The following is a 22,005-nucleotide window of genomic DNA, read 5'->3' on the forward strand; positions in this document are numbered from 1 at the left end:
AGGAAGCGCCCATGACGATAGCCGTTCCACCAGCGGGTGGCGGCGGCGGACTGCCGGGCCGGTCGTCGGGATCCGGCCTGGCGGACGTCATCGACACGATCCTGGACAAGGGCCTCGTGATCGACGCGTACGTGCGGGTGTCACTGGTCGGGATCGAGATCCTGACGATCGACGTGCGGGTCGTCGTCGCGAGCGTCGACACCTATCTCCGCTTCGCGGAGGCGGTCAACCGGCTCGACATCGCCGCACAGCAGAAGGGGCTGCCCGACCTCCTGTCGGAGGCGCCGCAGAGCATCGCCCGCGGCAAGTCCAAGGGCATCGCGCAGGGCGTGCTGGAGGCGGCCGGGGAGAAGCTGCAGGACCTCATGACGAACTACGGGGAGGAACCCGCCCCGCGGGCCCGCCGCCGGCGACGGGAGGAGGACTGAGATGTCCCGCGCCATCAGGGAGTCCGGACCCGGCGACCGCGCCGAGACCCGTCCGGACGTCGCATGTTACGTCTACGGCATCCTCCCCGAGGACGTCGAGATGACCGAGGACGCCCTCGGAGTGGGCGATCCCCCGGCCAAGGTCAGGATCGTCCGGCACGGCGAGATCGCCGCGCTGGTGAGCGACGTCGACGTGGACCGCCCGCTCGGCCGGGCGCAGGACCTCGTGGCCCACGAGCAGCTTCTCGACGACGTCGCCGCCGAGGTCCCCGTGCTCCCCCTGCGGTTCGGCGCCGTGATGACCACGCCGGAGGCGGTCGTGGAGGAACTGCTGGCCCCGCACCACGACTCGTTCGCGGCGGCGCTGAAGCAGATCGAGGGCCGCGCGCAGTTCGTCCTCAAGGCGCGGTACGCCGAGCAGCCGGTGCTGATCGAGGTGCTGTCGGAGAGCGCCGAGGCCAGACAGCTGCGCGACCGGATCAGGCAGTTGCCCGAAGAGGTGACGCGGAGCGAACGAATGCGGCTCGGCGAGCTGATCACGCACATCATCGCCGCCAAGCGGGAGGCCGACACGCAGGCGGTCGTCGACCGGTTCGAGCCCGTCACCGCGGGAGCGGTCGTACGGGAGCCCAGTCACGAACGCGACGCCGCGCACGTGGCGTTCCTCGTGGAGAACGACCGCCGGAACGACTTCGAGCGGGCCGTCGAGGAGTTGCGCGGCGAGTGGGGCGCCCGGGTGGAGGTCCGCCTGCTCGGGCCGATGGCGCCGTACGACTTCGTCGTCAGCTGACTCGTCAGCCGACCCGTCACCATCTGGAGGGAGGCCGCCGTGGGACTGGTCAGTCTGCTGTTCACCTGGCCGCTCGCCCCGGTCCACGGAGTGATCCGGCTGGGCGAGCTGATCCAGCAGCAGGTCGAGCACGAACTGAAGGACCCGGCGGCGGTGCGGCGGCGGCTGGAGGCCGTCGAGGAGGCCAGGCGCTCGGGACAGATCTCCGAAGAGGAGGAGGCCCAGGCCGTGGAGGAGATCCTGCGCCTCATGAGCGGACCGCGGAGAGGGTGACGTCCCGTGCCTCCGCGGCGGAAGGACCGCTTCGACGAGGACACCGGTGAGGAGGAGCCGCGCCGGCGGCGCCCGCTGAACGCGGCCTCGGCCGGCCGGCTCGGCCTGCGGTACATCGCCGACCTGACGTCCAAGGACACCGAGGGGATCACGCTGGTCGAACCCCTGGAGGACGGCTGGGTGGTCGACGTCGAGGTCGTCGAGGACCGCAGGATCCCGTCCTCCAGCGACATGCTGTCGACCTACGAGGTGCAGGTCGACGACGACGGCGACCTCCTGTCCTACCGCCGCACCCGGACCTACCGGCGCGGCACGGGCGCGTTCGGCGGTGGCGTATGACCGATCCCCGCTCGCGTCCCGTGCTGCGGGAGTCGTACGCGCCGCCGTCCGCCATGCCCCGGGAGTCGACCAACCTGGGCGACATCCTGGAGCGCGTGCTCGACCGGGGCATCGTGATCGCGGGCGACATCCGGGTGAACCTGCTGGACATCGAGCTGCTGACGATCAAGCTGCGGCTGGTCATCGCCTCGGTCGACACCGCCCGGGAGATCGGCATCGACTGGTGGGAACGCGACCCGTGGCTCAGCGGCAAGGACCGGGAACTGGTCGAGGAGAACCGCCGCCTCCGCGAACGCCTCACCGCGGTCGAGGAGCGCCTCCTCGCCTGGGAGGACCGGGCGGAGCTGGAACCGGGCGAGAGCCGGTACGAGCGCCCCGGCGGCCACACGGACACCACGTCCGGAACCCCCGCGACCCGCAGGGCACCCGGAACCTCCGCCGGCACGGTACGGCCCGCGCGCCCGCGCGACGCTCCGCGCGACAGGGAGCGCGACCGTGACTGACCACGCGCCCGCCGACGTGACCCGGCCGCCGCCGCCCGGCCCGGCGGACACACCGCGCGCCGGCGGCACGGGCGGGGCGGGGCCTGGTCAGGGCGTCTACCTGTACGCGGTGACGCCCGCCCGCGAGACGTACGCCCAGCACGACGGCGTGGCAGGCGGTGAGCTGCGGGGTGTGGGGGGCGGTGCGGTGCGGCCGGTCGCCCGGGGTGGCCTCGTGGCCCATGTCAGCGACGTGCCGCTCGACGAGTTCGGCGAGGAGCCGCTGCGGCGGCACCTGGAGGACCTCGACTGGGTGGAGGGCGTCGCCCGCGCCCATCACGCGGTCGTCGAGGCGCTGGCCGGGGCCGGGCCGACGGCCCCCGTGCGCCTCGTGACCGTCTACACGGGTGAGGAGCAGGTGCGCGACCTGCTCGACCGGCGGCACGACGACTTCGCCGAGATCCTCGCCCACGTGGCGGGACGCCGGGAATGGGGCGTCAAGGCCTACCTGCGCCGCGAGACGGCCCAGCCCGCGACCACTCCCCCCGATCGGTCCGCGGCGTCTCCGGCTCGCACCTCGGCCGAACCCGAGGGCGGTGGCCCCGGCGCGGCGTACCTCCGCCGGCGCAAGGAGAGCCTGCGGGGCAGGGAGGACCTGTGGCGCGCGGCCGCCGAGCGGGCCGAAGAGCTGCACGCCGCGCTGGGACGGCTCGCCGTGGCGAGCCGCCGCCACCGGCCGCAGGATCCCCGCCTGTCCGGAAGGAGCGAGTCGATGCTGCTGAACGGCGCCTATCTCGTGGACCCGGCGCACGAGGAGGAGTTCGCCGCCGTGGTCGCCGCCCACCGCGACCGGTTCCTGGACGTCGAGATCACCGGCCCGTGGGCGCCGTACTCCTTCACCATGATCGACCTCGGGACGGATCGGGACGGAGGCGTCCGGTGACCCCGGACGGCCTGCCGCCGTACGCGCCGGAGCGGTCGCCTGGCAGGGTCCTCGCCGCCGAGGGCCGCCTGCCGCCCGAGCGCGTGGCGCTCGTCGACATCCTCGACCGGCTGCTCGCCGGCGGCGTGGTGATCGCCGGTGACATCGTGTTGTCGATCGCCGACATCGACCTCGTCCGCATCTCCCTGCGGGCGCTGCTCGGCTCCGTACGCGGCACCGAGCCCTTCGATCCGCTCGGCGAGCCATACGCGGAGAGGGGGCGGGAGGCCGACCACCTCCGCGCGGAACGATGGGAGGGAGACGATGACGGCTACGGGTGGTGAGGCCGGGGCGGGCCCGTGGCGGATGGGCGCCGTGCCCGGGACGGCCGGCGCCGGGGAGCGGAGCGGGAACCCGCGCGCCGGGCCGGACGCCTGGCGCCTCAACACCGATCCCGAGGCGGTGCGGCGCGACCTGAGCCGGCTCGTGCTGACGCTCGTCGAGCTGATCCGCCAGCTTGTGGAGCGGCAGTGTGTGCGGCGGATGGACCAGGGCGACCTGTCCGACGAGCAGATCGAGACGCTGGGCCTGACGCTGATGCGCCTGGAGGAGGCGATGACCGAGCTGTGCGAGCGGTTCGGACTGTCCCCCTCCGACCTCAACCTCGATCTCGGCCCCCTCGGCACGCTGCTGCCCACGGACACCCCATGAGTCCGCATACGTGTATGACCAGGTCAAGAGGGTAGGCGGACGAGACCGGGGGGCGGAAGGAGTCGTCATGAGGATCGTCGGCCGGGACGAGGTCAGAGCCCTGCTGGAGTCGCCGTCGCCCGACGCGACGCTGGTGCTGGTCGGCGGACGGTGCGAGATCGTGCCCGAGGCGCAGGCCGAGGGCCTCGTGATCGTCAGCACCCGCGACCTGCGGTTTCAGACGGGGGACGGCCCCATCGACGACCGGAGGGTCGACGAACTGGCCGACCGGCTCGACACGCTGGCCCGCGAGCTGGGGGGCTGACGGCCCGCCGGAGCGACCGGCACGGCCGAGGGGGCGCGTGGGGACGCGTGGGGGGAAACACGTGGGGGAATGGTTTGACGCGTCCGCGTACGGGCGGACGATCGCGGACATCTACGACGACACGGCGCGGCGGCTGCCCGTCGAGCCCGTGGTCGAGACGATCTCCCGGCTGGCCGGGGGAGGTCCGGTGCTGGAGTTCGGCATCGGCACCGGCAGGCTGGCGCTCCCCCTCGCCGCCCGGGGCATCCCCGTGGCGGGCGTCGACGGCTCCCCCGAGATGGTGGAGATCCTGCGGGCCAAGCCGGGCGGCGACCGCGTCCCGGTGACCGTGGGCGATTTCTCCGAGGCGCGGGTCGAGGGCGTCTTCTCGCTCGTCCTGCTGGCCGTCAACACCGTCTTCGCGCTGCCCACCCAGGACGCGCAGGTGCGGTGCTTCCGCAACGCGGCGGCCCATCTGCGGCCCGGCGGCAGGTTCGTGGTCGAGGCGTGGGTGCCTGACCCGGCGGCGTTCCGCGACCTGACGTCGCTGCGCCTGCTGTCGGTCGCCGCGGAGGAGGTGGTCGTCGAGGCCGCCCGTCTGTGCCCGGCCGAGCAGCTCATGCACACCACGAAGCTGCGGATGACCACGGACGGCCTGCGGCTGCTGCCGGCCAACCACCGCTACGCCTGGCCGTGCGAGCTGGATCTCATGGCCCGGCTGGCCGGGATGGAGCGTGAACGACGCTGGGCCGACTGGTCGGGCACGCCGTTCACCGACGACAGCCGCGCCCACGTGTCCGTCTACCGCGTCCTGGAGGGCTGATGCTCCTGCCCGCGCCACGAGGCCCGATCACCGACCGGCTCCGCGGCGAGCTGACCCGCCCGCCACACCTGTTCGACCCGCCGCCCGACGAGGCGTACGGCGACGAGGAGGACCTCCACCTCGCGTTGTACGTGTGTTACGAGCTGCACTACCAGGGCTTCGACGGCGTCGACGACCGCTGGGAGTGGCACCCGTCGGTGCTGGCCCTGCGGGAACGCCTGGAGAGGTGGTTCGAGGCCGAGCTGGCCCGGCTCGTGCCCCGCCCGCCCGCGCCCGCGCCGGAGGAGGTGCCCCGGGCCCTGGCGGCCCTGGTCGCCGCCGACCAGGGCCCCTCACTCTCCGCGTACCTGCGGACCAGGGCCGATCTCGGCCGGTTCGCGGAGTTCGTCGCCCACCGGTCCCTCTACCAGCTCAAGGAGGCCGACCCGCACACGTGGGGCATCCCGCGGCTGCTCGGCCGGTCGAAGGCGGCGCTGGTCGAGATCCAGGCCGACGAGTACGGCGGGGGCAGCCCGGAGCGCATGCACGCCGAGCTGTTCCGCGCGACCATGCGGGCGGTCGGCCTCGACGACACCTACGGCGCCTACCTGGACCGCGTTCCCGGAGCGACGCTCGCGGTCGGCAACGTCATGTCGCTGTTCGGGCTGCACCGCCGCCACCGGGGCGCGCTCCTCGGGCACCTCGCGGCGTTCGAGATGACCTCGTCGACCCCCAACCGCCGCTACAGCCATGGCCTGCGGCGGCTGGGCGGCGACGCCGGCGCGCGCCGCTACTTCGAGGAGCACGTGCAAGCCGACGCCGTGCACGAGCAGATCGCCGCGCACGACATGTGCGGCGCGTTCGCCGCCGAGCATCCCGGCCTGACCGGGGACATCCTGTACGGCGCCGCCTGCGCGCTCGCCCTCGACCGGATCTTCGCCGAGCGGCTGCTGGGCCGGTGGCGGGCCGGGCGATCCTCCCTTAGGCAGCCCCTCGGGAGCCCGCCCCAGGCGCCGCTCGGAGCGCATCCCCAGGCCCCGCTCGAAAGGCCGCCGCAGGACCCGGGAGGAAGCCCGCCGCAGGACACGGAAGGAAGCCCGCCCTCGCGGTCGCTCCCGCGACCCATCCCGCCGCGGTCACCGGCCGGCCGACTGGCGACGTGCCCGCCCGAACCCGTATCCGAGTCCGAGACCGGTCCCGAGTCCGAGACCGGGGCCGAATGCGGGCCCGGGACCGGGACCGGGTCCGAGACCGGAGCCGAATCCGAGCCCGAGGTCGGGGCCGAGCCCGAGGTCGGGGCCGAGCCCGAGGTCGGGGCCGAGCCCGGAGCCGAATCCGAGCCCGAGGCCGAATCCGAGCCCGAGGTCGGGGCCGAATGCGAGCCGGAACCCGCGCCGCCGATCGACTACGTGCTGCCGTTGCGCTGGCAGGACGACACCGGCCTGGAGGAACTGACCGCCTATCTGCGCCGGCTGTCCCGGCACGCCCGGATCGTCGTCGTCGACGGCTCGCCGTCGCCGCTCTTCGGACGGCATGCCCGGCTGTGGCGGGAGATCGCCGAACACCTGCGGCCCGACGACGACATCCACGTGGCCAACGGCAAGGTGGCGGGAGTGCTCACCGGCATGCGCAGAGCCCGGAACGAGCACGTGATCATCGCCGACGACGACGTGCGTTACGAGATCGCGGCGCTCGGCCGGATGAGCGCCCTGTTGAAGAACGCCGACCTGGTCCGCCCGCAGAACCACTTCCACCCGCTCCCCTGGCACGCCCGCTGGGACAGCGCCCGCACCCTGCTCAACCGCGGCCTCGGCGCCGACTATCCCGGGACCTTCGGCGTACGCCGTTCGTTCTTCGCCCGGATGGGCGGCTACGACGGCGACGTGCTGTTCGAGAACCTGGAGCTCATCCGGACCGTCCGCGCCCACGGCGGCCGGGAGGCGTGCCCGCTCGACCTGTACGTCCGGCGCCTGCCGCCCGGCACCCGGCGGTTCTGGTCGCAGCGCGTCCGGCAGGCGTACGACGACCTCGCGCAGCCCGTGCGGATGGCGGTCTTCCTGGCCGTGCTGCCCGCCGTGGGCGCGGCGTTGTGGCGACGGCGCCCGGAACTGGTGGCGGCGGGTGCGGCGGCGGTCGCCGGCCTCGCGGAGATCGGACGCCGCCGGGCCGGAGGCCGCCGGGTCTTCCCCGCCACGGCCCCGCTGTTCGCCCCGGTGTGGGTACTCGAACGTGCCACCTGCAGCTGGGCGGCGCTCACGGCCAGGTTCCTGTTCGGCGGTGTCCCCTACGCCGGGCGTCGCCTGCGGGTGGCCGCGCACTCGACGCGGCGGCTCCGCCACCGGGCGACCGGGCCGCCCACTCCGCTCACGTCCCCGTGAGAACCGGGACGCACGGCGGATCCGGCGCTCAGCCCCTATCCCGCTGAGGACGGCCGACCGGGGAGTAGCCGCGCCACACCCAGCGTGTGCCGGCCTGTCGTGGCGCACACCTTTCGCGCGATCCGCTGGGGGCAAGCCAGCCGGTCAGGCCGGGGAAGGCTCAGTCTCGGGGATAGCAGGCGGACCGGGCACTGAGCGCGCTGGAGTCTCTGCCCCCGCCGCCCCGCCGTAGGGGTGCTCGCGCTCGGCGCGGACGACGGCGAGGACCGATCAGGTGGGCGGGTCGGGCTCGCTCGTCGCGCGGAACCCGACCGCCTTGTGCGAGCCGTCGCAGAACGGCTTGGCCGAGGAACGGCCGCAGCGGCACAACGCCACCGTCGCCCTGCCCGGATCGATGCGCCGCCCGTCCTGCGTGGTGAGCGTGAACGGCCCGCGCACCAGCAGCGGACCGTCCTCGCACGGCGTCACCGTGACCGCCGCCGCCGTGACCTGCTCGTCCGCATGGCGCTCCATAGGAGCACCGTGCCCGGCAGGGCGGCGGGGTAACCCACGGGTCCTCCCGGTTCGCTCAGTCGGCTCGCGCGCACACCGCCGAAGGACTGAACGCCCAGCACCCGGACCGTTCGTCGACCGAACCGGCCTGGACGAACGTCTGCGCCCCGGCGAACGCCGCCCGGGGAGCGGTGAACACGCCGGGAATGCCGGAGCCGGAGGGGCTGGACACCGGGATCTTCCCGCCCGGCGGGGCGAACGCCCACTGCGGCGTCGCCGGGCTGTCCGCCTCCCCGCCCGGTACGGCCCCCAGGGAGAATCCGGACGTACGGCTCCGCCAGGGCGCCAGGCTCCAGCAGCCCGCGGCGTAGCCGTGGCCGCACCCGTCCGCGCGGGAGTGGGAGGCGAGCGGCGGCAGCGGCAGGTAGCCGGGGATCGCCAACGGCGCCGACGGCTGGCGGGCGTTGACCGCCTGCGGCGGCACCGCCCCGGACCCGCCGACCGGCAGGGGAATCGTTCCCGTCTGACCACTCGGGGGCAGCGCCTGCTCGGCCGCGGCAGCCGGCGGCGCGGTGGTGGTCACGATCGGCTTTGGCACCGGGTGCGACCCCTTGGGCGGCTTCGCGGCTTTGCCGCCGGCCTTCGGGGGGTGCGCCTTGGGCGGCTTCGCCGATTTGCCTTCGGATTTGGTGTCGGACTTGTCGTCAGACTTGGGCTTGTCGTCGGACTTGCCCTTGGGGTCCTTGTCCTTCTCGTCCTTGTCCTTCTCGTCCTTGTCCTTCGGTTTGTCGGTGTCCTTCGATTTGTCGGTGTCCTCCGGGGACGGCGCGGGCGACGCCTCCGTAGTCGGCGCGGTGCTCGGGGCCGTGCTCGTTTCGGGGGACGGGACGGGCGCGGGGGTCACCGTGATGTCCGGAGCCGGGGTCGCCGTCACGGTGTCGTGGGGAGCCGCCGTCGCGCTCGTCTCGGTGTGCGGAGCCGGAGTCTCCTGACCGGTCGGAACGGGCGTCGCCGTCTCCGTGGGAGCGCCGCTCGCGGTGGGTGCGGGCTGCCCGGATCCGGACGGCGCGGGCGTGGGCGCTCCTGACGACCCCGCGGGCGCGGGTGAGGACGTCGCGCCGGTCGCTTTGGGGGCCGGCCGCCGCTGGTGCGCGGTGCCGCCGCTTCCGCCCGCCGAACGGCCCGAGGTGCTGTGCCCGGAGGTGCTGTGCCCGGAGGTGCTGTGCCCGGAAGAACTGCGGCCGGAAGAGCTGTGACCGCCCGACGTGCTGTGCCCGCCGGATGCGCCGCTCCCGCCGGACCCGCCGTGCTTGGAGGCGCGAGCGGGGCGCGAGCCGTCGGCCGTACGAGCCCCGGCGGGGTCTCCACCGGACCCGCTGTCCGACGAGTGCGCGGAAGTGTCGGCGGCCTCCCGCGAGTCGCCGCCGGACCCGCCCGACGACCGGTGGGAACCACCGGAGGAATGGCGGGACGTGCCGCCCTTGCCGGAAGAGCCGGCCGAGGTGCCGACGGCGAGGCGGGGGGATCCGGAGCCGGAGTCGCTTCCGGAGTCGCCCCCGGAGGCCGCGCTACGTGCCATCCGCGCCCCTCCGTCGGCGGGCGCGGACTCACGACCGGCGCGGGGGGCGGAATCGCTGTGCGACGCCGCCGCACGCGAAGCGCCGTCCGATCCGCTCGCGGACGTCCTGTGACTCGAACCGCCGCCCGAATCGCCTGTGGAGGCTTCGCGGGCGCCGGACGCGCCGTCGTCGTGACGGGCGGCGGAGTCGTCCGTATGTCCGCCGCCTGCGAGGTCGAGAGCGACCGATCCGTCCGGCGAGGAGCCGCTGCCGGGCTCCGCCACGGCGGTCCAGGGTTGTGCGGCGACGGCGCCTGCGGTGGCGGAGACCGCGGCCAGGAGCAGGCCGGAGACCAGTTTGGCGCGTCGAGGAGAAATTCGGGGGGGCATGAGGCTCATCCTCGATCTAGGGGGTGGGCCGGGGATCGACGAGGGACTTCCAGCCCGCCGCGGCGAACTCGGGTGTCCCCGGGAGAGCGGCTGCGGGCACGGACGGAGGCGTGGGATCGGGGATGTTCACCCAGTCGCCCTTGTTCGTGCCACGCATGTCGGGCGCCCACGCCATGAGCAGGCTCATCGCGTACGGGCTGGAGTAGACGGGGCCGTTGCCACCGGCGCCCGTGGTCGCCGTCACCTTGACCAGGACCGACACCTGCACCTGGTCGTCGGAGCGGACGTTCCACTGCACGCCGATCGTCTGGGTCCGCAGGGCCGCCCCTGCGGGGAGGTCACCCTCGACGGGAAGGCCGAGGGTCTCGCGCCAGCCGCGTACGGCCTCGCGCGCGCCGTCACGCGCCGCCTTCTGCTGGTCCGGCGGCGCGTAGAGCGCGGCGGCCTGCTCGGCCTGGCCGACGTCGAGGGTCCAGGCGGCCTCCAGGGCGGCCGCCGCGGCGGACGCCGCGCCGAGCTCGGTCCGCGGGAAGCCGACCGGGTAGCCTCCGTCGCCTTCGTGATCGCTGGGCATCGCCAGGGCGACGGCCGGGGCGACCGCCCGGACGGGCGTGGCCGGCGGCTCGGAGTCCCGGGTCTGCAGCACGATCACCGCCACCGCGACAACGGTGACGACCCCCGCGATCACGACGATCAGATGCCGGGGGTCCCACCGCCGGGGTGGTCCGAGATCCCAGTCGAGCTCCGGCTCGGGGAAGATCTGTCCCACTATTTGCCCCGGTCCGGTCGCTGTCCGAACGCCTGCCCCGCCGCCGCGGCCAGGCGCAGGTAGGCGCCGCGGGTGGTGGGGCGCAGCCGGGTCAGGTCGACCTCCGCGCCCTCCTTGAGGTGCGGGTCGAACGGCACCCGCACCACCGTGCGGCACCGGCCGGAGAAGTGGCGTTCGAGCAGGTCCACGTCGACGTGCGACTTGGGTTCGACCGCGTTCAGCACCACGATGGCGTTCTTGACGAGGTGTCCGTGGCCGTGGGCGGTGAGCCAGTCGAGGGTCGCCGCCGCCGAGCTCGCTCCGTCCACCGCCACCATGGTGACCAGCACGATCTGGTCGGCGAGCTCCAGCGTCGCCCCCATCGCGCCGTGCAGGAGCCCGGTGCCGCAGTCGGTGATGCAGATCGAGTAGTAGCGCTCGATCAGGTTGGCGACCGTGCGGTAGTCCTCCGCGTTGAACGCCTCGCTCACCGCCGGGTCGGTGTCGGAGGCGAGGACCTCCAGGCGGGCGGACGACTGTGAGGTGAACGCGCGGGCGTCGGCGTACCGGACGATGTGCGGCGCCTCGGCCAGCAGTGTCCTTATCGTCGCCGCGGTCTCCGACTTGACCTTGATGCCGAGCGTGCCCCGGTCCGGGTTGGCGTCGATCGCGATCACCCGGTCACCGCGCAGGGAGGCGAGCGTGTTGCCCAGCGCCGCCGTTGTCGTGGTCTTCCCCACGCCGCCCTTGAGGCTCATCACCGCGATCCGGTGGTGACCGCTGGCCACGGGAGTCTGCGCCTGGGCGATCAGCGTGCGGCGCTCCAGCTCCGCCGCCGACTCCGACGGGTTGATCCGGCCGCCGGAGATCTGGTAGACGAGCCGCCGCCAGCCGCCGGTGGGTTCGATCCGGCGGTTGATGAGCAGGTGCTCGGCCGTGAGGGGCACGCTGTCCGGAAACTGCTCGGGGGGTGTCGGCGCCGAGGTGCGGATCTCGGTCATGGTCGGGTCCTTTCACCGAGGACGAGGGAGAACGGGGAGGCGGTCAACAGGTGTTCCATCGTCAACAGGTGCTCCATCGCACTGTGGCGGTGCGTTCGCCCTTCGGGCCGTGCATAACGAGCGGCGTCGTCGTGGGCGCGGGGACCCCGCACCAGTAACGGACCCGCAGCGCGCGCACCGTGAGGACGGCCGTGTGCCGGGGCTTGAGCGTTCCACTGGACGGCGCGACCGACAGGCCGGGAGCTGATATCCGCCACTTCACCGCTTTGCCGGAGGTCGTCGAGAGAGAGATCGTGCCTCTGCCGAAGGCGTCGAGCGTGATGACGTTCGGCGCCTGGATCCCCCACGAGCCCATCAGCACAGCGGCCGGGGAGGCCGGGGTGTCCGCGGGGGCGGGCTGGCCACCCGCCTGCGAGCCGTTTCCGGAAGAGGCGGTCGCGGTCGCCTCCGGCCCGCCGGAGGCCCCGTCTGAAGCGCCGTCTGAAGCGCCGTCCGAAGCGCCGCCGTCCGTGGCGCCGTCGGTTCCCGCCGCCCCGTCCGTCGAGACGTCACCGCCGGAGCCGGTGCCGGAGCCGGTGCCGTTCGTTGACGCCGCCTTTTCCGCCGGGGTGTCGCCACCTGCGCCCGTTCCGGCCGCCGGGGTCTCCACCGCGATGCTCGCGGGGGTGTCAGCCGTCCCCGCGCCGAGAGGGGCGCCCGCCCCGGCCGCTCCGGGACCGGCCGTCGTCTGCGTGACGCCCGCCTCCAGGCCCTTGGGCTGGGGAGCCGGGGCGAAGAGGTTGATTCCGGTCACCGTCCCCGCCGCTCCCGCGACCACGACGATGACGATCCGTACGGCGGTCGCGCGCAGCAGCGTGAGGATCCGCGCGAACATCGCGACGATCCTGATCTGGATGCCGGACGACGGACGCGCGGAGCGCTCCAGGTCGTCCGCCGGAGCCGGAGTCAGGGCTGCGGCTGGGACGAGGGCGGCGCTCGTCTCGGGCGCGTGGGTGGGTGCCGTCTCCCTGGCCCTGATCTGCGAGAGCAGGGCGTCGTACAGGGGCGTGTCCGGGCCCGGGGTCGTTGCGGGCCCGCCCGCGGAGCCCGGCGCACCGGCGGCTCCGGGAGGAGCGGCATGCGTGGACGTCCCGGACCGGGATCCGCCCGGCTGGCCCGGCGGCCGTCCCGCACCCGGCGGCCGGGAGGGTCGTGACGTGCCTCGGGGCCGTACGAGGCTCGGCTGTGTGTCCTCCTGGGAGAAGGGCCGCACCGGTCGATCCGGCGCCCCTTCGGCGGCCCGTCCCGGCCGGGAGTCGCGCCGGGAGTCACGCCGGGAGTCGCGGCCGCCCTCCGGCTCGCTGTCCGGAGTGGCCGGGGCCGCCGGGGCCTGTGGCGGAACCACCTTGGAAGTCGCGGGGGCGACGGGGGCGGGGGCCGTCCCCACCGGCGCGGTGAGCGGCACCCCGAAGGACGACGGAGGACGGCGCACCGACGACGCCGCCTGCCCGGACGCGGGCTGGTCCGCCATCGGTTCATCAGGCGAAGCCTGGCCAGTCACGTCCTGGCCGGGCACCGGCCGAGCCGGCGCGACATCGGCGGACACGGACCGGGCGGGCGTGCTCTGCGCGGCCGGCTGGGAGGAGGCGACCTGCGGGGGTGACTGAGACGGCGACCGCGTGGGCGTGCTTCGGGTGGACGACGGCCGGGCGGGCGTACCGGGCGTGGCCGGCTGGGCGGTCCCGCTCTGAGCGGACGACGGCTGGGCGGTCCCGCTCTGAGCGGACGACGGCTGAGCGGACGACGGCCGGGCGGGGGCGGTGGGGACAGGGGATCGCCGGAAGGGCACGACCGGGGCGGGAGCGATCGGGGCCGGAGCGACCGGGGCGGGAGCGACCGGGGCGGGAGCGACCGGGGCGGGAGCGATCGGGGCCGGAGCGATCGGGGCGGGGGCGGGGCGGTTCAGGGCGTCGAGGAGCCGCTGCCGAGTCTCGGAGGTGAGGTCGGCCACCGGCGGGCGGGAGAGCACCTGCGGCACGGTGTACCGGATGTTGATGGGCCTCTTGCAGACCACGCAGGTCACGATGTGCGTGAGCAGAGCCGTACGAGCGGCGCCGAAGTCGGCGGCCTCGCTGTTCTCGTCCGGAAAGACGGCGGCGACCAGCGGGGCGAGTTCCGGGCAAATGGGACGGCCCCTGGCGAGGCCGTCCAGCCCGCTCACCAGGATCTCCACGACGTCCTGCGTGCGCGCGACGAGCCGGCCGGCCTCCTTGGAGGGCAGGGCGAGCACGTGCACGAGATCGCGTAACCCGAGTTCGTGGCGGTAGAGCAGGCGCAGCGTCTCGGCGCCCAGAGGGTCGGCCAGCCGCCACGCGCGCCGCACCGCGAGGGGGTCCGGCCCTGCCGAACCCGCACCCGGCAGGAACCCCCGCCCCGGTCCGGTGGCGCACTCCCTGCGCAGCGCGGAGAAAAGCAGTGCGCGGTCTGTCACGTTCCCAGGCCGCTCCCGGCCGGCGCACGACCGCATCGCGGCGGTCACCGCCGTGAGGGTGGCGGACGACTCAAGATGGTAGGACGCGTAGTCCACGAGGTGAGCGCCGTGCTCGTCGACCCATGCCATCCCCCGGCCGGGGTCGAGCGTCACATCCCCGGTGGGCGGGCTCATGCGCACCGGTTCGGGTGGAGGACGGCGACTGCGTCATGTTCGGCCAGAGCATCACCGCGGCCAAGGCGCCCCACTTGCGCGGCGGGAAAATCCGATGCATACCGATACATAGAACGAGATCTTAGACTGACTCGGATGTGTTGGGAAGGAAAAGAACCCGAGCAATCTACAGTTGAGGATAAGCCGCAAATAACACTGATATGGCTATCCGAAAGGGGCCCAGGAGGGATGTCCGTTATTATCTCCCCGCTTGTCTGGAGAAGTCGCGACACGTCTCCCCTTCCCCTCAGCATGACCTGTATGACCTGCACGTACCTTCCCATTCTTCGCACGCGCACGCACGCGCCGGGGATGGTTTCCGTCACCGTCCGCCGTCCGTCATCCGATCGCCACATCCGATGTGAATAACCTTCATATTTCCGGGGAATAACCTGCCTTTCATGCTTTCTCGGTATTACGGCGCGCACCCGCACCGTCTCCGCCCGGCATCGCCCGCCCCGGTCGCCCGGAACGGCCACCGAAGCTCTTGGAAACGCGATCTCAGCGATTTCCCGGCGCAAGACAGCCAGGAACGTGTCAGTCCAGATTGACAGCCCGCTCGCTGTCAGTCTACGTTGACGCCATGCTTGACCGACTGCTGCTCACCTGCGGGCTGGTCGCGGGCCCCCTCTTCACCGTCGCGTACCTCACGGAGGGCGCCCTGCGCGCCCACTACAGGCCGCTACGCCACCCGGTCAGCTCCCTCGCCATCGGCGACCGCGGATGGACCCAGACCGTCAATTTCATGGTCGGGGGCCTGCTCTCCCTGGCCTTCGCCGCCGGCCTCTGGCGCGCCGGACCCTCGCACTGGGGTGCGTCGCTGGTCGGCGTGTGGGCGATCGGCCTGCTCTGTGCGGGGATCTTCCGTACGGATCCGGTGAGCGGCTTTCCTCCCGGAACCCCCGACCTGCCCCAGCCCAACACCCGGCAGGGGCTTCTCCACGATCTCTTCTCCCTGGCCGGGTTCGTGGCGCTGGCCGCGGCCTGCGTCGTGTTCGCCTGGTCGGGCACGCCCGGGTGGGCGATCTACTCGGTCGTGAGCGGTGTGCTCTTCGCCGTGACGATGGTGCTGGCGAGCGCCGCCTTCGCCCAGAAGGAGAGCCTCGTCGATCTGGGCGGACTGATCCAGCGCGTCTCGGTCACCATCGGCTGGACCTGGCTCGCGGTTCTCGCCGTACGCACCCTGAACGGCTGATCTTCGCGATCTCCGTCGATTCCGGGCGCTCCCGCAACCATCGGTGCCGGGGACCACGAAGAGACGAGCGTGGAGGCCGTCGTCGTGTTGTTCAACCGGGATCTGCGGGTCCACGACCACCCCGCGCTGGCGGAGGCCTGCGCCTCGGCGAGGCACGTCGTGCCGCTGTTCGTGCTCGACCCCGCGATCGCGGCCCGGCACCGCCGCGACTTCCTGCACGCCTGCCTCCACGACCTGCGGTCGTCTCTCCGGGCGCTCGGCGGGAACCTCGCCGTACGGCACGGCGATCCGGTGGCGCAGGCCGTACGGCTGGCGGCCGAGGTGGGCGCGTCGGCGGTCTGGGCGAGTGAGGACGTCAGTTCGCTGGCCCGGCGGCGGGAACGCCGCCTCGCGGCGGAGTGCGAGACCCACCGGCTGGAGTTCCGGCTCTTCCCCGGAGTGACCGTGGTGCCCCCCGGCGCGCTGACCCCCGGCTCGGCCGGGGCGAACCACTATCGGGTGTTCTCGCCGTACTGGCGGGCCTGGTCGGGCATGGTCCACCGGCCGGTGCTCGGCGCGCCCCACCGGCTGCGCCTGCCGCCGGGCGTCGACCCCGGAGAGCTGCCCGAAGTGCCGCCGGAGCCGTACGGGATCGTGCGGGGCGGGGAGAGCGAGGGACGGCGGCGGCTCGACCACTGGATACGCCACGGGCTCGCGTCGTACGCCGAGGACCGCGACCGGATGGCGGGCCGCACCTCGATGCTCAGCGCCTATCTCCACTTCGGCTGCGTGTCGCCCTCGGAGGTCGTCGACCGCGCGGCCGGGCGGCCGGGCGGCGAGGAGTACGTCCGGCAGTTGTGCTGGCGCGACTTCCACTACCAGGTCGTCAACGACTTCCCTGAGATGGGCCGGCGCGACTACCGGGACAGGGACGTGGAGTGGCGGCGCGACGAGGAGGCGGAGGCGGCCTGGCGAGAGGGCATGACGGGCGTCCCGATCGTCGACGCGGGGATGCGGCAGCTACGCGCCGAGGGGTGGATGCACAACCGGGTGCGGCTCATCACCGGCTCCTACCTGACCAAGCGGCTCGGGATCGACTGGCGTGCGGGCCTGGCGCACTTCGGCGAGTGGCTCGTGGACGGCGACATGGCGAACAACTCCGGCAACTGGCAGTGGGTCGCGGGGACGGGCAACGACACCCGGCCCTACCGCACGCTCAACCCCCTGCGGCAGGCGAAGAAGTTCGACCCCGACGGCGAGTACGTGCGGCGGTACGTCCCCGAGCTGGCGTCCCTCCCGGACAACCTGGTCCACGAGCCGTGGAAGGTCCGCGGCGGCGTGCCGGGCTACCCCGCCTCTCCCCTGGGCGGCGAGCTCACGGCTTGACCGGCGGAGGCTCAGAAGACCAGGACGACCTTGCCGGTGACGTGGCCGGACTCGACCATCCGGTGCGCCCGCGCCGCCTCCTCGACCGGAACGGCCTCCTGGATGCGCACCCGCAGCTCGCCCTTCTCCCACAGGGCGACGAGCCCGGCGAGCCGCGCCGTGGAGCGCTCGGTGCTCAGCCGCTGAACGCCGAGCCGGTCGGCGGCCGGCTGGTAGGCGATCGTGCCCACCCGGGTGCGGTCGGCCACGAGCTCCGCCGAGACCTCCAGGGCCTCCACGGTCCCGGCCGCGTCGAGCGCGGCGTCCACCCCGCCCGGGGCCGCGTCGCGCACCCTCCCGGCCAGCCCGTCGCCGTACGTCACCGGGATCACGCCGAGCTCGCGCAGGTAGGCGTGGTTGCGCTCGCTCGCGGTGCCGACGACCGTCGCCCCGGCGGCCCTGGCGATCTGCACGGCGAACGTGCCGACCCCGCCCGCCGCCGCGTGCACGAGCAGGGTGTCGCCCGCGCCGACGCGCAGCCGCTCCAGCGCGGTGGCCGCGGTCTGCCCGGACGCCGACAGCACTCCGGCCTCCGGCCACGGCATGGCCGCCGGCTTCGCGGCCACCTGGTCCGCGGGGACGACGACGTGCTCGGCGTACGACGCGAGCATGGCCCAGCCGACGACCTCGTGCCGCCGTAGGCGGAGAACACGACCGTCCTGCTCATGAACGTCTCCTCGTCATGGCCGCCAGCTGTCCGGCGACCCACTCGCGGTACTCCTTCGACAGCGGATCGGCGCCGACGATCCCTTCGACCACCCGCGGCAGCGCGATGGGCGCGAAGGTCAGGGCGTAGGCGACCAGCAGGACGAACATCGCCGGGCGCGCCATGGCGGCGAGCCGCAAGTTCCGCAACGTCCTGGCCAACGGCAGGGTCGCGTTCGTCGTGGACGACGTCCCGTCCGTCGACCCCTGGCAGGTGCGCTGCCTGGAGATACGCGGGTACGGCGAGGCCCTGGCCGAACCGGCGGACTCGGCGGCGCCCCTCCCGGGCCCGATCATCCGCGTCCACCCGCGGCGCGTCATCAGCTTCGGCGTCGACCCCGGCAACCCGGCGTCCGGCGCCCGCGACGTCCCCTCACACTGACCGGCGGTGGACGTCGTCCACGCGCTCGGTGAACCCGCGGCGGTCGAGGTGCTCCAGCAGGGGCACGGCCACCCGGCGGCTGGTGCCGAGTGCGCTCCTCGCCTGGCTGACCGTGAACGGCTGCGGCAGCCGGGCCAGCACCGCCGCCGCCCGGGCGTCGGCGCCCGGTGTGAGGACCACCCCGTCGGCCACCCGCAGCAGCGCCCCGGCGCGTACGGCGGCGGCGAGCTCGCGCGGCCCCAGGCCCAGCTCCGCCAGCCGCCCGGCCTCCGGCGCCTGGAAGGGCGTCTCGGCGAGACCGTCCAGCAGCGTCCGCACCGCCCGGGCGACGGGAGCGGGCAGCCCCGCCGTCCCGGCCGCCGTCCGGCCGGTCGCGATCCGGCCGTCCGCCACGGTCAGCGGGGGCCGTACGAGGGCGGTCACGAGCCTGCGGTCGGGCAGGCCGAGTTCGTGCCGGGCGGCCTCCAGCGGCATCGCGGGCTCCAGCGGATGCGCCTCGGCGTACCGCCGCGCGACCTCGGGGAGCCGGGCGAGCAGGCCGGTCCAGTGGCCGGGATCGGCGTGCCAGTCCGCGGTCACCGGCCGTCCCGGCGGCGGGCAGCCCATCGCGACCAGGTCGCCCTCGCGCAGCAGCAGGTGCGTGCGCAGGAGGGACGCCGCATCGGCGGACGCCTCCGCGAGCGCCCTCGCCCGTTCCCGGGCCGCGCCCCGCCGCCGCAGCTCCGGCGGCCGCACGTCGAGGACCGTCGCCCGGGCCAGCACCCGGAGCTCGCCCTGTCCCCGGCCGGGGTCCCGCAGCAGCAGCACGTCGCCCAGGTGGAGCGGCAGCGGCCGGGCCAGGCGCAGCCGCGCCGCCTCCGCGCCGAGCGGCCGGACCTCGCACGGCACCGACGCGGAGCCGATGTGGGCGGTGAGCCGTCCCGGCAGCGGCCCCCGCGCGCCCTCGGCCATCGTCACGCGCACGTCGGCCAGGCTGGTCGCCGTCCAGGCGCCGGGCGTGACGAGCGCGTGCCCGCGGTCCGCGGCGGCCCGCCCGCGCAGGTTGAGCGCCACCCTGGCCACCCCGGTGACCGACTCGGCCCGCTCCTTCAGCGACTCCAGGCCGCGCACCCGCACCGGCTCGCCGTCCAGGTCCAGCTCGTCGCCGGCCTCGACGCGACCGGCGGGCAGCGTGCCGGTGACGACGGTGCCGCTGCCGCGCACGCTGAACGCCCGGTCGATCCACAACCGCACCGGCGCCTCCGGATCGGGCGCGGGCAGCGCCGCCACCAGCCGGTCGAGGGCGGCGCGCAGCGCGTCGAGGCCCTCGCCGGTGCGCCCGCTCACCGCCAGCGTCTCCACCGCTCCGCCCGACGGTCCCGTACGGAGACCTGCCTCGGTGAGACGGCCGCCCGCGTCCTTCGCCGCCGGTCCGGGGTCGGCGAGGTCCGCGCGGGTCACGACAAGCAGGCCGTGCCGTACGCCGAGGGTGCGCAGCGCGACCAGGTGCTCCTCCGACTGGGGCATCCACCCCTCGTCGGCGGCGACCACGAACATCACGGCGGGCACCGGGCCGACCCCGGCGAGCATCGTGCCGAGGAACCGCTCGTGGCCGGGCACGTCGACGAAGGCGACCCGCTCTCCCGAGGGCAGGGCCGTCCAGGCGTACCCGAGCTCGATCGTCAGCCCGCGCCGCCGCTCCTCCTCCAGACGGTCGGGCTCCATCCCGGTCAGCGCCCGCACCAGCGTCGACTTACCGTGGTCGACGTGCCCCGCCGTGGCCACGACGTGCATTCGTCCCTCCTTCGCCACGCTGGCGGCTTTCGTACGTGGACCGGCCGTGTGTCAACGCACCGTCCTGTGGTTGGCCCTGAGCACGGCGTCGATCACCTCGGCGTCCCGTTCCGGCGGCACGGTACGCAGGTCGAGCAGCAGCCGGCCTCCTTCGACCCGCCCCACCACCGGGGGCTCGCCCTGCCGCAGCGGTACGGCGAGCCGTTCCGGCAGGCTCACCGCCACGCTCGGCAGCCGCACGCCGGGTGCGCCGCCGCCGCCCACGGTCGCCTCGGCGGGCACCGCGTCGGCGTCGAGGCCCGCCTGGCACATCGCCTTCGCCAGCGCCTCGGCCCGCTCGCGCAACATGAGGGGGTCGGTGTGCAGGGCCTGCCGTACGGGTGTCTCAGGGCCGCGCAGCGTCGCCTCCAGCGCGGCCAGCGTCAGCTTGTCCACCCGCAGCGCGCGGGCGAGCGGATGCCGCCTGAGCCGTTCGACGAGGTCGCGGCGGCCGAGCAGCAGGCCCGCCTGCGGGCCGCCGAGCAGCTTGTCGCCACTCGCGGCGACCAGGTCGGCGCCGGCCCGCAGCACGCTCGCCGCGTCGGGCTCCTCGGGCAGCAGCGGATCGCGTTCCAGCAGGCCGGAGCCGATGTCGACGACCACCGGCACGCCCAGCCCGGTCAGCTCCCCCACCTCCACGGCGCCGGTGAAGCCCTCGACCCGGAAGTTCGACGGGTGGACCTTGAGCACGAACCCCGTCTGCGGGCCGACCACCTCCCGGTAGTCGGCCAGGGTGGTGCGGTTGGTCGTGCCCACCTCACGCAGCCGCGCGCCGGTGGAGACGAGCAGGTCGGGGATGCGGAATCCGTCGCCGATCTCCACCAGCTCACCGCGGCTGATCACGATCTCGCGTCCGGCGGCGAGCGCGGTCGCGGCGAGGACCAGGGCCGCGGCGTTGTTGTTGACCACGTGCACGTGCTCGGCGCCCGGCACGGCACGCGCGAGCGCCTCGGCCGCGCCGCGCCCGCGGCGGGCCCGCGCTCCGGTGACGAGGTCGAACTCGACGTCCGTCGCCCCCGCCGCCACCGTCACCGCCTCGACGGCGGCCGGGGACAGCGGGGCCCGGCCCAGGTTCGTGTGGAGCAGCACGCCGGTCATGTTGAGGACCGGGCGAAGGCTCGTCGCGTGTCTCGGCAGCGCCGCCAGTGCCGCCTCCGCGACGTCCTCCGGCTCGATCTCGCCCTGCCGCACCCGCTGCTGCGCTCGCACGACCGCGTCCTTGACCACCGGACGACCGAGCCGCCCGGCCGCCTCGGCCAGCCGGGGGTCCGCCAGCACGGCGTCCGTACGCGGCACCCGCCTCCGTGGATCCACACCTCAACTTACTGCGCCCACCTGCGCGGGCTCCCCGGGGCCCGCCGGTCACGCTCTTCTCCCCGTACGGACGGTAACGGCGCGGTCGTCGTCGGCGAGTTCCTGATGACGTCTCAAGAGGGAGCCCTATGGAAGTGCGAGGCCACGCCGGCGCCGGTCCCGGCCAGGAGACGGCGGACCGGGCCGGGGCGCCGCCCGGACGCGGCGTGCTCGAAGGGGCGTTCCACCTGCTCGACGTCCTGTCGGCGGCCGAGGGGGGAGCCGGGCTGTCCGAGCTCGCCCGCGACGCCGGCATGCCGAAGGCGACCACCTATCGGCTGCTCCGGCAGCTCGCGAGCCTCGGCGCGGTGCAGCGGCACGGGCAGCGATATCTCGTGGGCCGGCGGCTCGCCCGCCTGGGCGACGCCTGGCAGCCCGACCCGCGGCTGCAGGCCGCCGCCCGCGAACCCGTACGCCTGCTGTCCTCGCTGACCACGACGGTCACGTTCCTCACCGTGCTGGAAGACGACCGGATCAGGGTCATCACGGCCACGCGGGGAGACATCACGGAGGTGCCGCCGGTCCTGCCGGGCTCCGAACTGGCCGGGGCGACCGCCGCGGGCCGGGTGCTGCTCATGCACCGGCCGGACGACGACGCGCCGCCGGGGTTCACGCCGGCCGAATGGCGGCGGGCCCGGACGGCCTTCCGGCGGGCCGGGTCGATCGCCGCCGATCACCAGGACGTCCTTCCCGGGATCTGCTGCGTGGCCGTACCCGTCCGGGGGCCGGACGGCGAGGTCGTCGCGTCGGTGAGCGCGCTCGCGATACGGCCGGCGGTGCCGGCCGGGCTCTCCGAACTCGTGCTGCGCGCGTCGAGGGAGATCACCCGCAACCTCGGCCGGGCCGACGCGCGGTCCGCTGAGTGAACCGCGCT

Annotated in this window: 25 protein-coding genes; 16 read left to right on the forward strand and 9 right to left on the reverse strand. The window is 74.2% G+C overall.

Annotated elements, in window-relative coordinates; all coding sequences use genetic code 11:
• Positions 1 to 11: 11 nt before the first annotated feature.
• The 11 genes from gvpJ (at position 12) to Mam01_RS37080 (ending at position 7,408) form a co-directional block, all read left to right on the forward strand.
• On the forward strand, positions 12 to 428 hold the full coding sequence (gene gvpJ, locus Mam01_RS32395) for a gas vesicle protein GvpJ (protein ID WP_204288989.1): 417 nt from the start codon (positions 12 to 14) through the stop codon (positions 426 to 428).
• A 1-nt stretch (position 429) separates the two neighbouring features.
• Positions 430 to 1,218 carry a GvpL/GvpF family gas vesicle protein gene (locus tag Mam01_RS32400; protein WP_150939946.1) on the forward strand — a complete coding sequence of 263 codons (789 nt, stop codon included), beginning with the start codon at positions 430 to 432 and terminating at the stop codon, positions 1,216 to 1,218.
• A gap of 39 nt (positions 1,219 to 1,257) precedes the next feature.
• Complete coding sequence (locus Mam01_RS32405) at positions 1,258 to 1,491, forward strand: gas vesicle protein GvpG (protein ID WP_204288990.1); 234 nt, start codon at positions 1,258 to 1,260, stop codon at positions 1,489 to 1,491.
• 6 nt (positions 1,492 to 1,497) lie between these two features.
• A complete protein-coding gene (gene gvpO, locus Mam01_RS32410; protein WP_204288991.1) occupies positions 1,498 to 1,830 on the forward strand; it encodes a gas vesicle protein GvpO in 333 nt (110 codons plus the stop codon).
• The gene (locus tag Mam01_RS32415) at positions 1,827 to 2,333 is read left to right on the forward strand and encodes a gas vesicle protein (RefSeq protein ID WP_239101789.1); all 507 of its coding nucleotides are present in this window, start codon (positions 1,827 to 1,829) and stop codon (positions 2,331 to 2,333) included. The genes gvpO and Mam01_RS32415 overlap by 4 nt, the downstream gene beginning before the upstream one ends.
• Complete coding sequence (locus Mam01_RS32420) at positions 2,326 to 3,255, forward strand: GvpL/GvpF family gas vesicle protein (RefSeq protein WP_239101790.1); 930 nt, start codon at positions 2,326 to 2,328, stop codon at positions 3,253 to 3,255. The genes Mam01_RS32415 and Mam01_RS32420 overlap by 8 nt, the downstream gene beginning before the upstream one ends.
• The gene (locus tag Mam01_RS32425) at positions 3,252 to 3,578 is read left to right on the forward strand and encodes a gas vesicle protein (RefSeq protein ID WP_239101791.1); all 327 of its coding nucleotides are present in this window, start codon (positions 3,252 to 3,254) and stop codon (positions 3,576 to 3,578) included. The genes Mam01_RS32420 and Mam01_RS32425 overlap by 4 nt, the downstream gene beginning before the upstream one ends.
• Positions 3,559 to 3,945, forward strand: coding sequence for a gas vesicle protein K (locus Mam01_RS32430; RefSeq protein ID WP_239101792.1), 387 nt, complete (start codon positions 3,559 to 3,561; stop codon positions 3,943 to 3,945). The genes Mam01_RS32425 and Mam01_RS32430 overlap by 20 nt, the downstream gene beginning before the upstream one ends.
• Positions 3,946 to 4,012: 67 nt before the next feature.
• Entirely contained in the window at positions 4,013 to 4,249 is a 237-nt protein-coding gene (locus Mam01_RS32435) for a hypothetical protein (RefSeq protein WP_204288992.1), read from the forward strand.
• A 61-nt stretch (positions 4,250 to 4,310) separates the two neighbouring features.
• Positions 4,311 to 5,051: a class I SAM-dependent DNA methyltransferase gene (locus tag Mam01_RS32440; RefSeq protein ID WP_204288993.1), complete on the forward strand. Its 741-nt coding sequence runs from the start codon at positions 4,311 to 4,313 to the stop codon at positions 5,049 to 5,051.
• Positions 5,051 to 7,408: an iron-containing redox enzyme family protein gene (locus tag Mam01_RS37080; protein ID WP_239101793.1), complete on the forward strand. Its 2,358-nt coding sequence runs from the start codon at positions 5,051 to 5,053 to the stop codon at positions 7,406 to 7,408. Before Mam01_RS32440 ends, Mam01_RS37080 begins: the two co-directional genes overlap by 1 nt.
• A gap of 270 nt (positions 7,409 to 7,678) precedes the next feature.
• On the opposite strand, the gene Mam01_RS32455 is transcribed toward Mam01_RS37080, so the two are convergent.
• Both Mam01_RS32455 and Mam01_RS32460 read right to left on the reverse strand, forming a co-directional pair.
• A complete protein-coding gene (locus tag Mam01_RS32455; RefSeq protein WP_150939936.1) occupies positions 7,679 to 7,921 on the reverse strand; it encodes a CDGSH iron-sulfur domain-containing protein in 243 nt (80 codons plus the stop codon).
• 55 nt (positions 7,922 to 7,976) lie between these two features.
• On the reverse strand, positions 7,977 to 8,834 hold the full coding sequence (locus tag Mam01_RS32460; protein ID WP_204288994.1) for a hypothetical protein: 858 nt from the start codon (positions 8,832 to 8,834) through the stop codon (positions 7,977 to 7,979).
• A 139-nt stretch (positions 8,835 to 8,973) separates the two neighbouring features.
• Here Mam01_RS32460 and Mam01_RS32465 point away from each other — a divergent pair, with 139 nt between their 5' ends.
• Positions 8,974 to 9,156, forward strand: a complete 183-nt coding sequence (locus Mam01_RS32465) for a hypothetical protein (protein WP_204288995.1) — start codon at positions 8,974 to 8,976, stop codon at positions 9,154 to 9,156.
• 708 nt (positions 9,157 to 9,864) lie between these two features.
• Here Mam01_RS32465 and Mam01_RS32470 read toward each other — a convergent pair.
• The 3 genes from Mam01_RS32470 to Mam01_RS32480 all read right to left on the reverse strand — a co-directional run bounded on the left by Mam01_RS32470 (position 9,865) and on the right by Mam01_RS32480 (position 14,241).
• On the reverse strand, positions 9,865 to 10,617 hold the full coding sequence (locus Mam01_RS32470; protein ID WP_204288996.1) for a hypothetical protein: 753 nt from the start codon (positions 10,615 to 10,617) through the stop codon (positions 9,865 to 9,867).
• Positions 10,617 to 11,597 (reverse strand): MinD/ParA family ATP-binding protein, encoded by a 981-nt coding sequence (locus Mam01_RS32475; RefSeq protein WP_150939930.1) that lies wholly within the window; start codon positions 11,595 to 11,597, stop codon positions 10,617 to 10,619. The genes Mam01_RS32470 and Mam01_RS32475 overlap by 1 nt, the downstream gene beginning before the upstream one ends.
• Positions 11,598 to 11,658: 61 nt before the next feature.
• Positions 11,659 to 14,241 carry a hypothetical protein gene (locus Mam01_RS32480; RefSeq protein WP_204288997.1) on the reverse strand — a complete coding sequence of 861 codons (2,583 nt, stop codon included), beginning with the start codon at positions 14,239 to 14,241 and terminating at the stop codon, positions 11,659 to 11,661.
• Between the two features lie 622 nt (positions 14,242 to 14,863).
• Here Mam01_RS32480 and Mam01_RS32485 point away from each other — a divergent pair.
• A complete protein-coding gene (locus tag Mam01_RS32485) occupies positions 14,864 to 15,475 on the forward strand; it encodes a DUF998 domain-containing protein (protein ID WP_204288998.1) in 612 nt (203 codons plus the stop codon).
• Positions 15,476 to 15,544: 69 nt separating this feature from the next.
• Positions 15,545 to 16,840 (forward strand): cryptochrome/photolyase family protein, encoded by a 1,296-nt coding sequence (locus Mam01_RS32490; protein ID WP_204288999.1) that lies wholly within the window; start codon positions 15,545 to 15,547, stop codon positions 16,838 to 16,840.
• Between the two features lie 11 nt (positions 16,841 to 16,851).
• Here Mam01_RS32490 and Mam01_RS32495 read toward each other — a convergent pair whose 3' ends face one another.
• Positions 16,852 to 17,490: an NADP-dependent oxidoreductase gene (locus Mam01_RS32495; RefSeq protein ID WP_204289000.1), complete on the reverse strand. Its 639-nt coding sequence runs from the start codon at positions 17,488 to 17,490 to the stop codon at positions 16,852 to 16,854.
• Positions 17,491 to 17,542: 52 nt separating this feature from the next.
• Positions 17,543 to 17,710 carry a hypothetical protein gene (locus Mam01_RS32500; protein ID WP_204289001.1) on the reverse strand — a complete coding sequence of 56 codons (168 nt, stop codon included), beginning with the start codon at positions 17,708 to 17,710 and terminating at the stop codon, positions 17,543 to 17,545.
• Here Mam01_RS32500 and Mam01_RS32505 point away from each other — a divergent pair.
• Complete coding sequence (locus Mam01_RS32505) at positions 17,709 to 17,966, forward strand: PNPOx family protein (RefSeq protein ID WP_204289002.1); 258 nt, start codon at positions 17,709 to 17,711, stop codon at positions 17,964 to 17,966. The genes Mam01_RS32500 and Mam01_RS32505 overlap by 2 nt on opposite strands.
• On the opposite strand, the gene Mam01_RS32510 is transcribed toward Mam01_RS32505, so the two are convergent.
• Together Mam01_RS32510 and selA are read right to left on the reverse strand one after the other, a co-directional pair.
• Positions 17,958 to 19,739: a selenocysteine-specific translation elongation factor gene (locus Mam01_RS32510; protein ID WP_204289003.1), complete on the reverse strand. Its 1,782-nt coding sequence runs from the start codon at positions 19,737 to 19,739 to the stop codon at positions 17,958 to 17,960. The two genes, Mam01_RS32505 and Mam01_RS32510, sit on opposite strands and share 9 nt — an antisense overlap.
• 51 nt (positions 19,740 to 19,790) lie before the next feature.
• Positions 19,791 to 21,074, reverse strand: a complete 1,284-nt coding sequence (gene selA / locus Mam01_RS32515; RefSeq protein WP_239101794.1) for an L-seryl-tRNA(Sec) selenium transferase — start codon at positions 21,072 to 21,074, stop codon at positions 19,791 to 19,793.
• A gap of 146 nt (positions 21,075 to 21,220) precedes the next feature.
• Here selA and Mam01_RS32520 point away from each other — a divergent pair, with 146 nt between their 5' ends.
• Positions 21,221 to 21,997: an IclR family transcriptional regulator gene (locus Mam01_RS32520; protein WP_204289005.1), complete on the forward strand. Its 777-nt coding sequence runs from the start codon at positions 21,221 to 21,223 to the stop codon at positions 21,995 to 21,997.
• Positions 21,998 to 22,005: the final 8 nt, after the last annotated feature.

Source organism: Microbispora amethystogenes (assembly GCF_016863015.1).
Classification (GTDB): domain Bacteria; phylum Actinomycetota; class Actinomycetes; order Streptosporangiales; family Streptosporangiaceae; genus Microbispora; species Microbispora amethystogenes.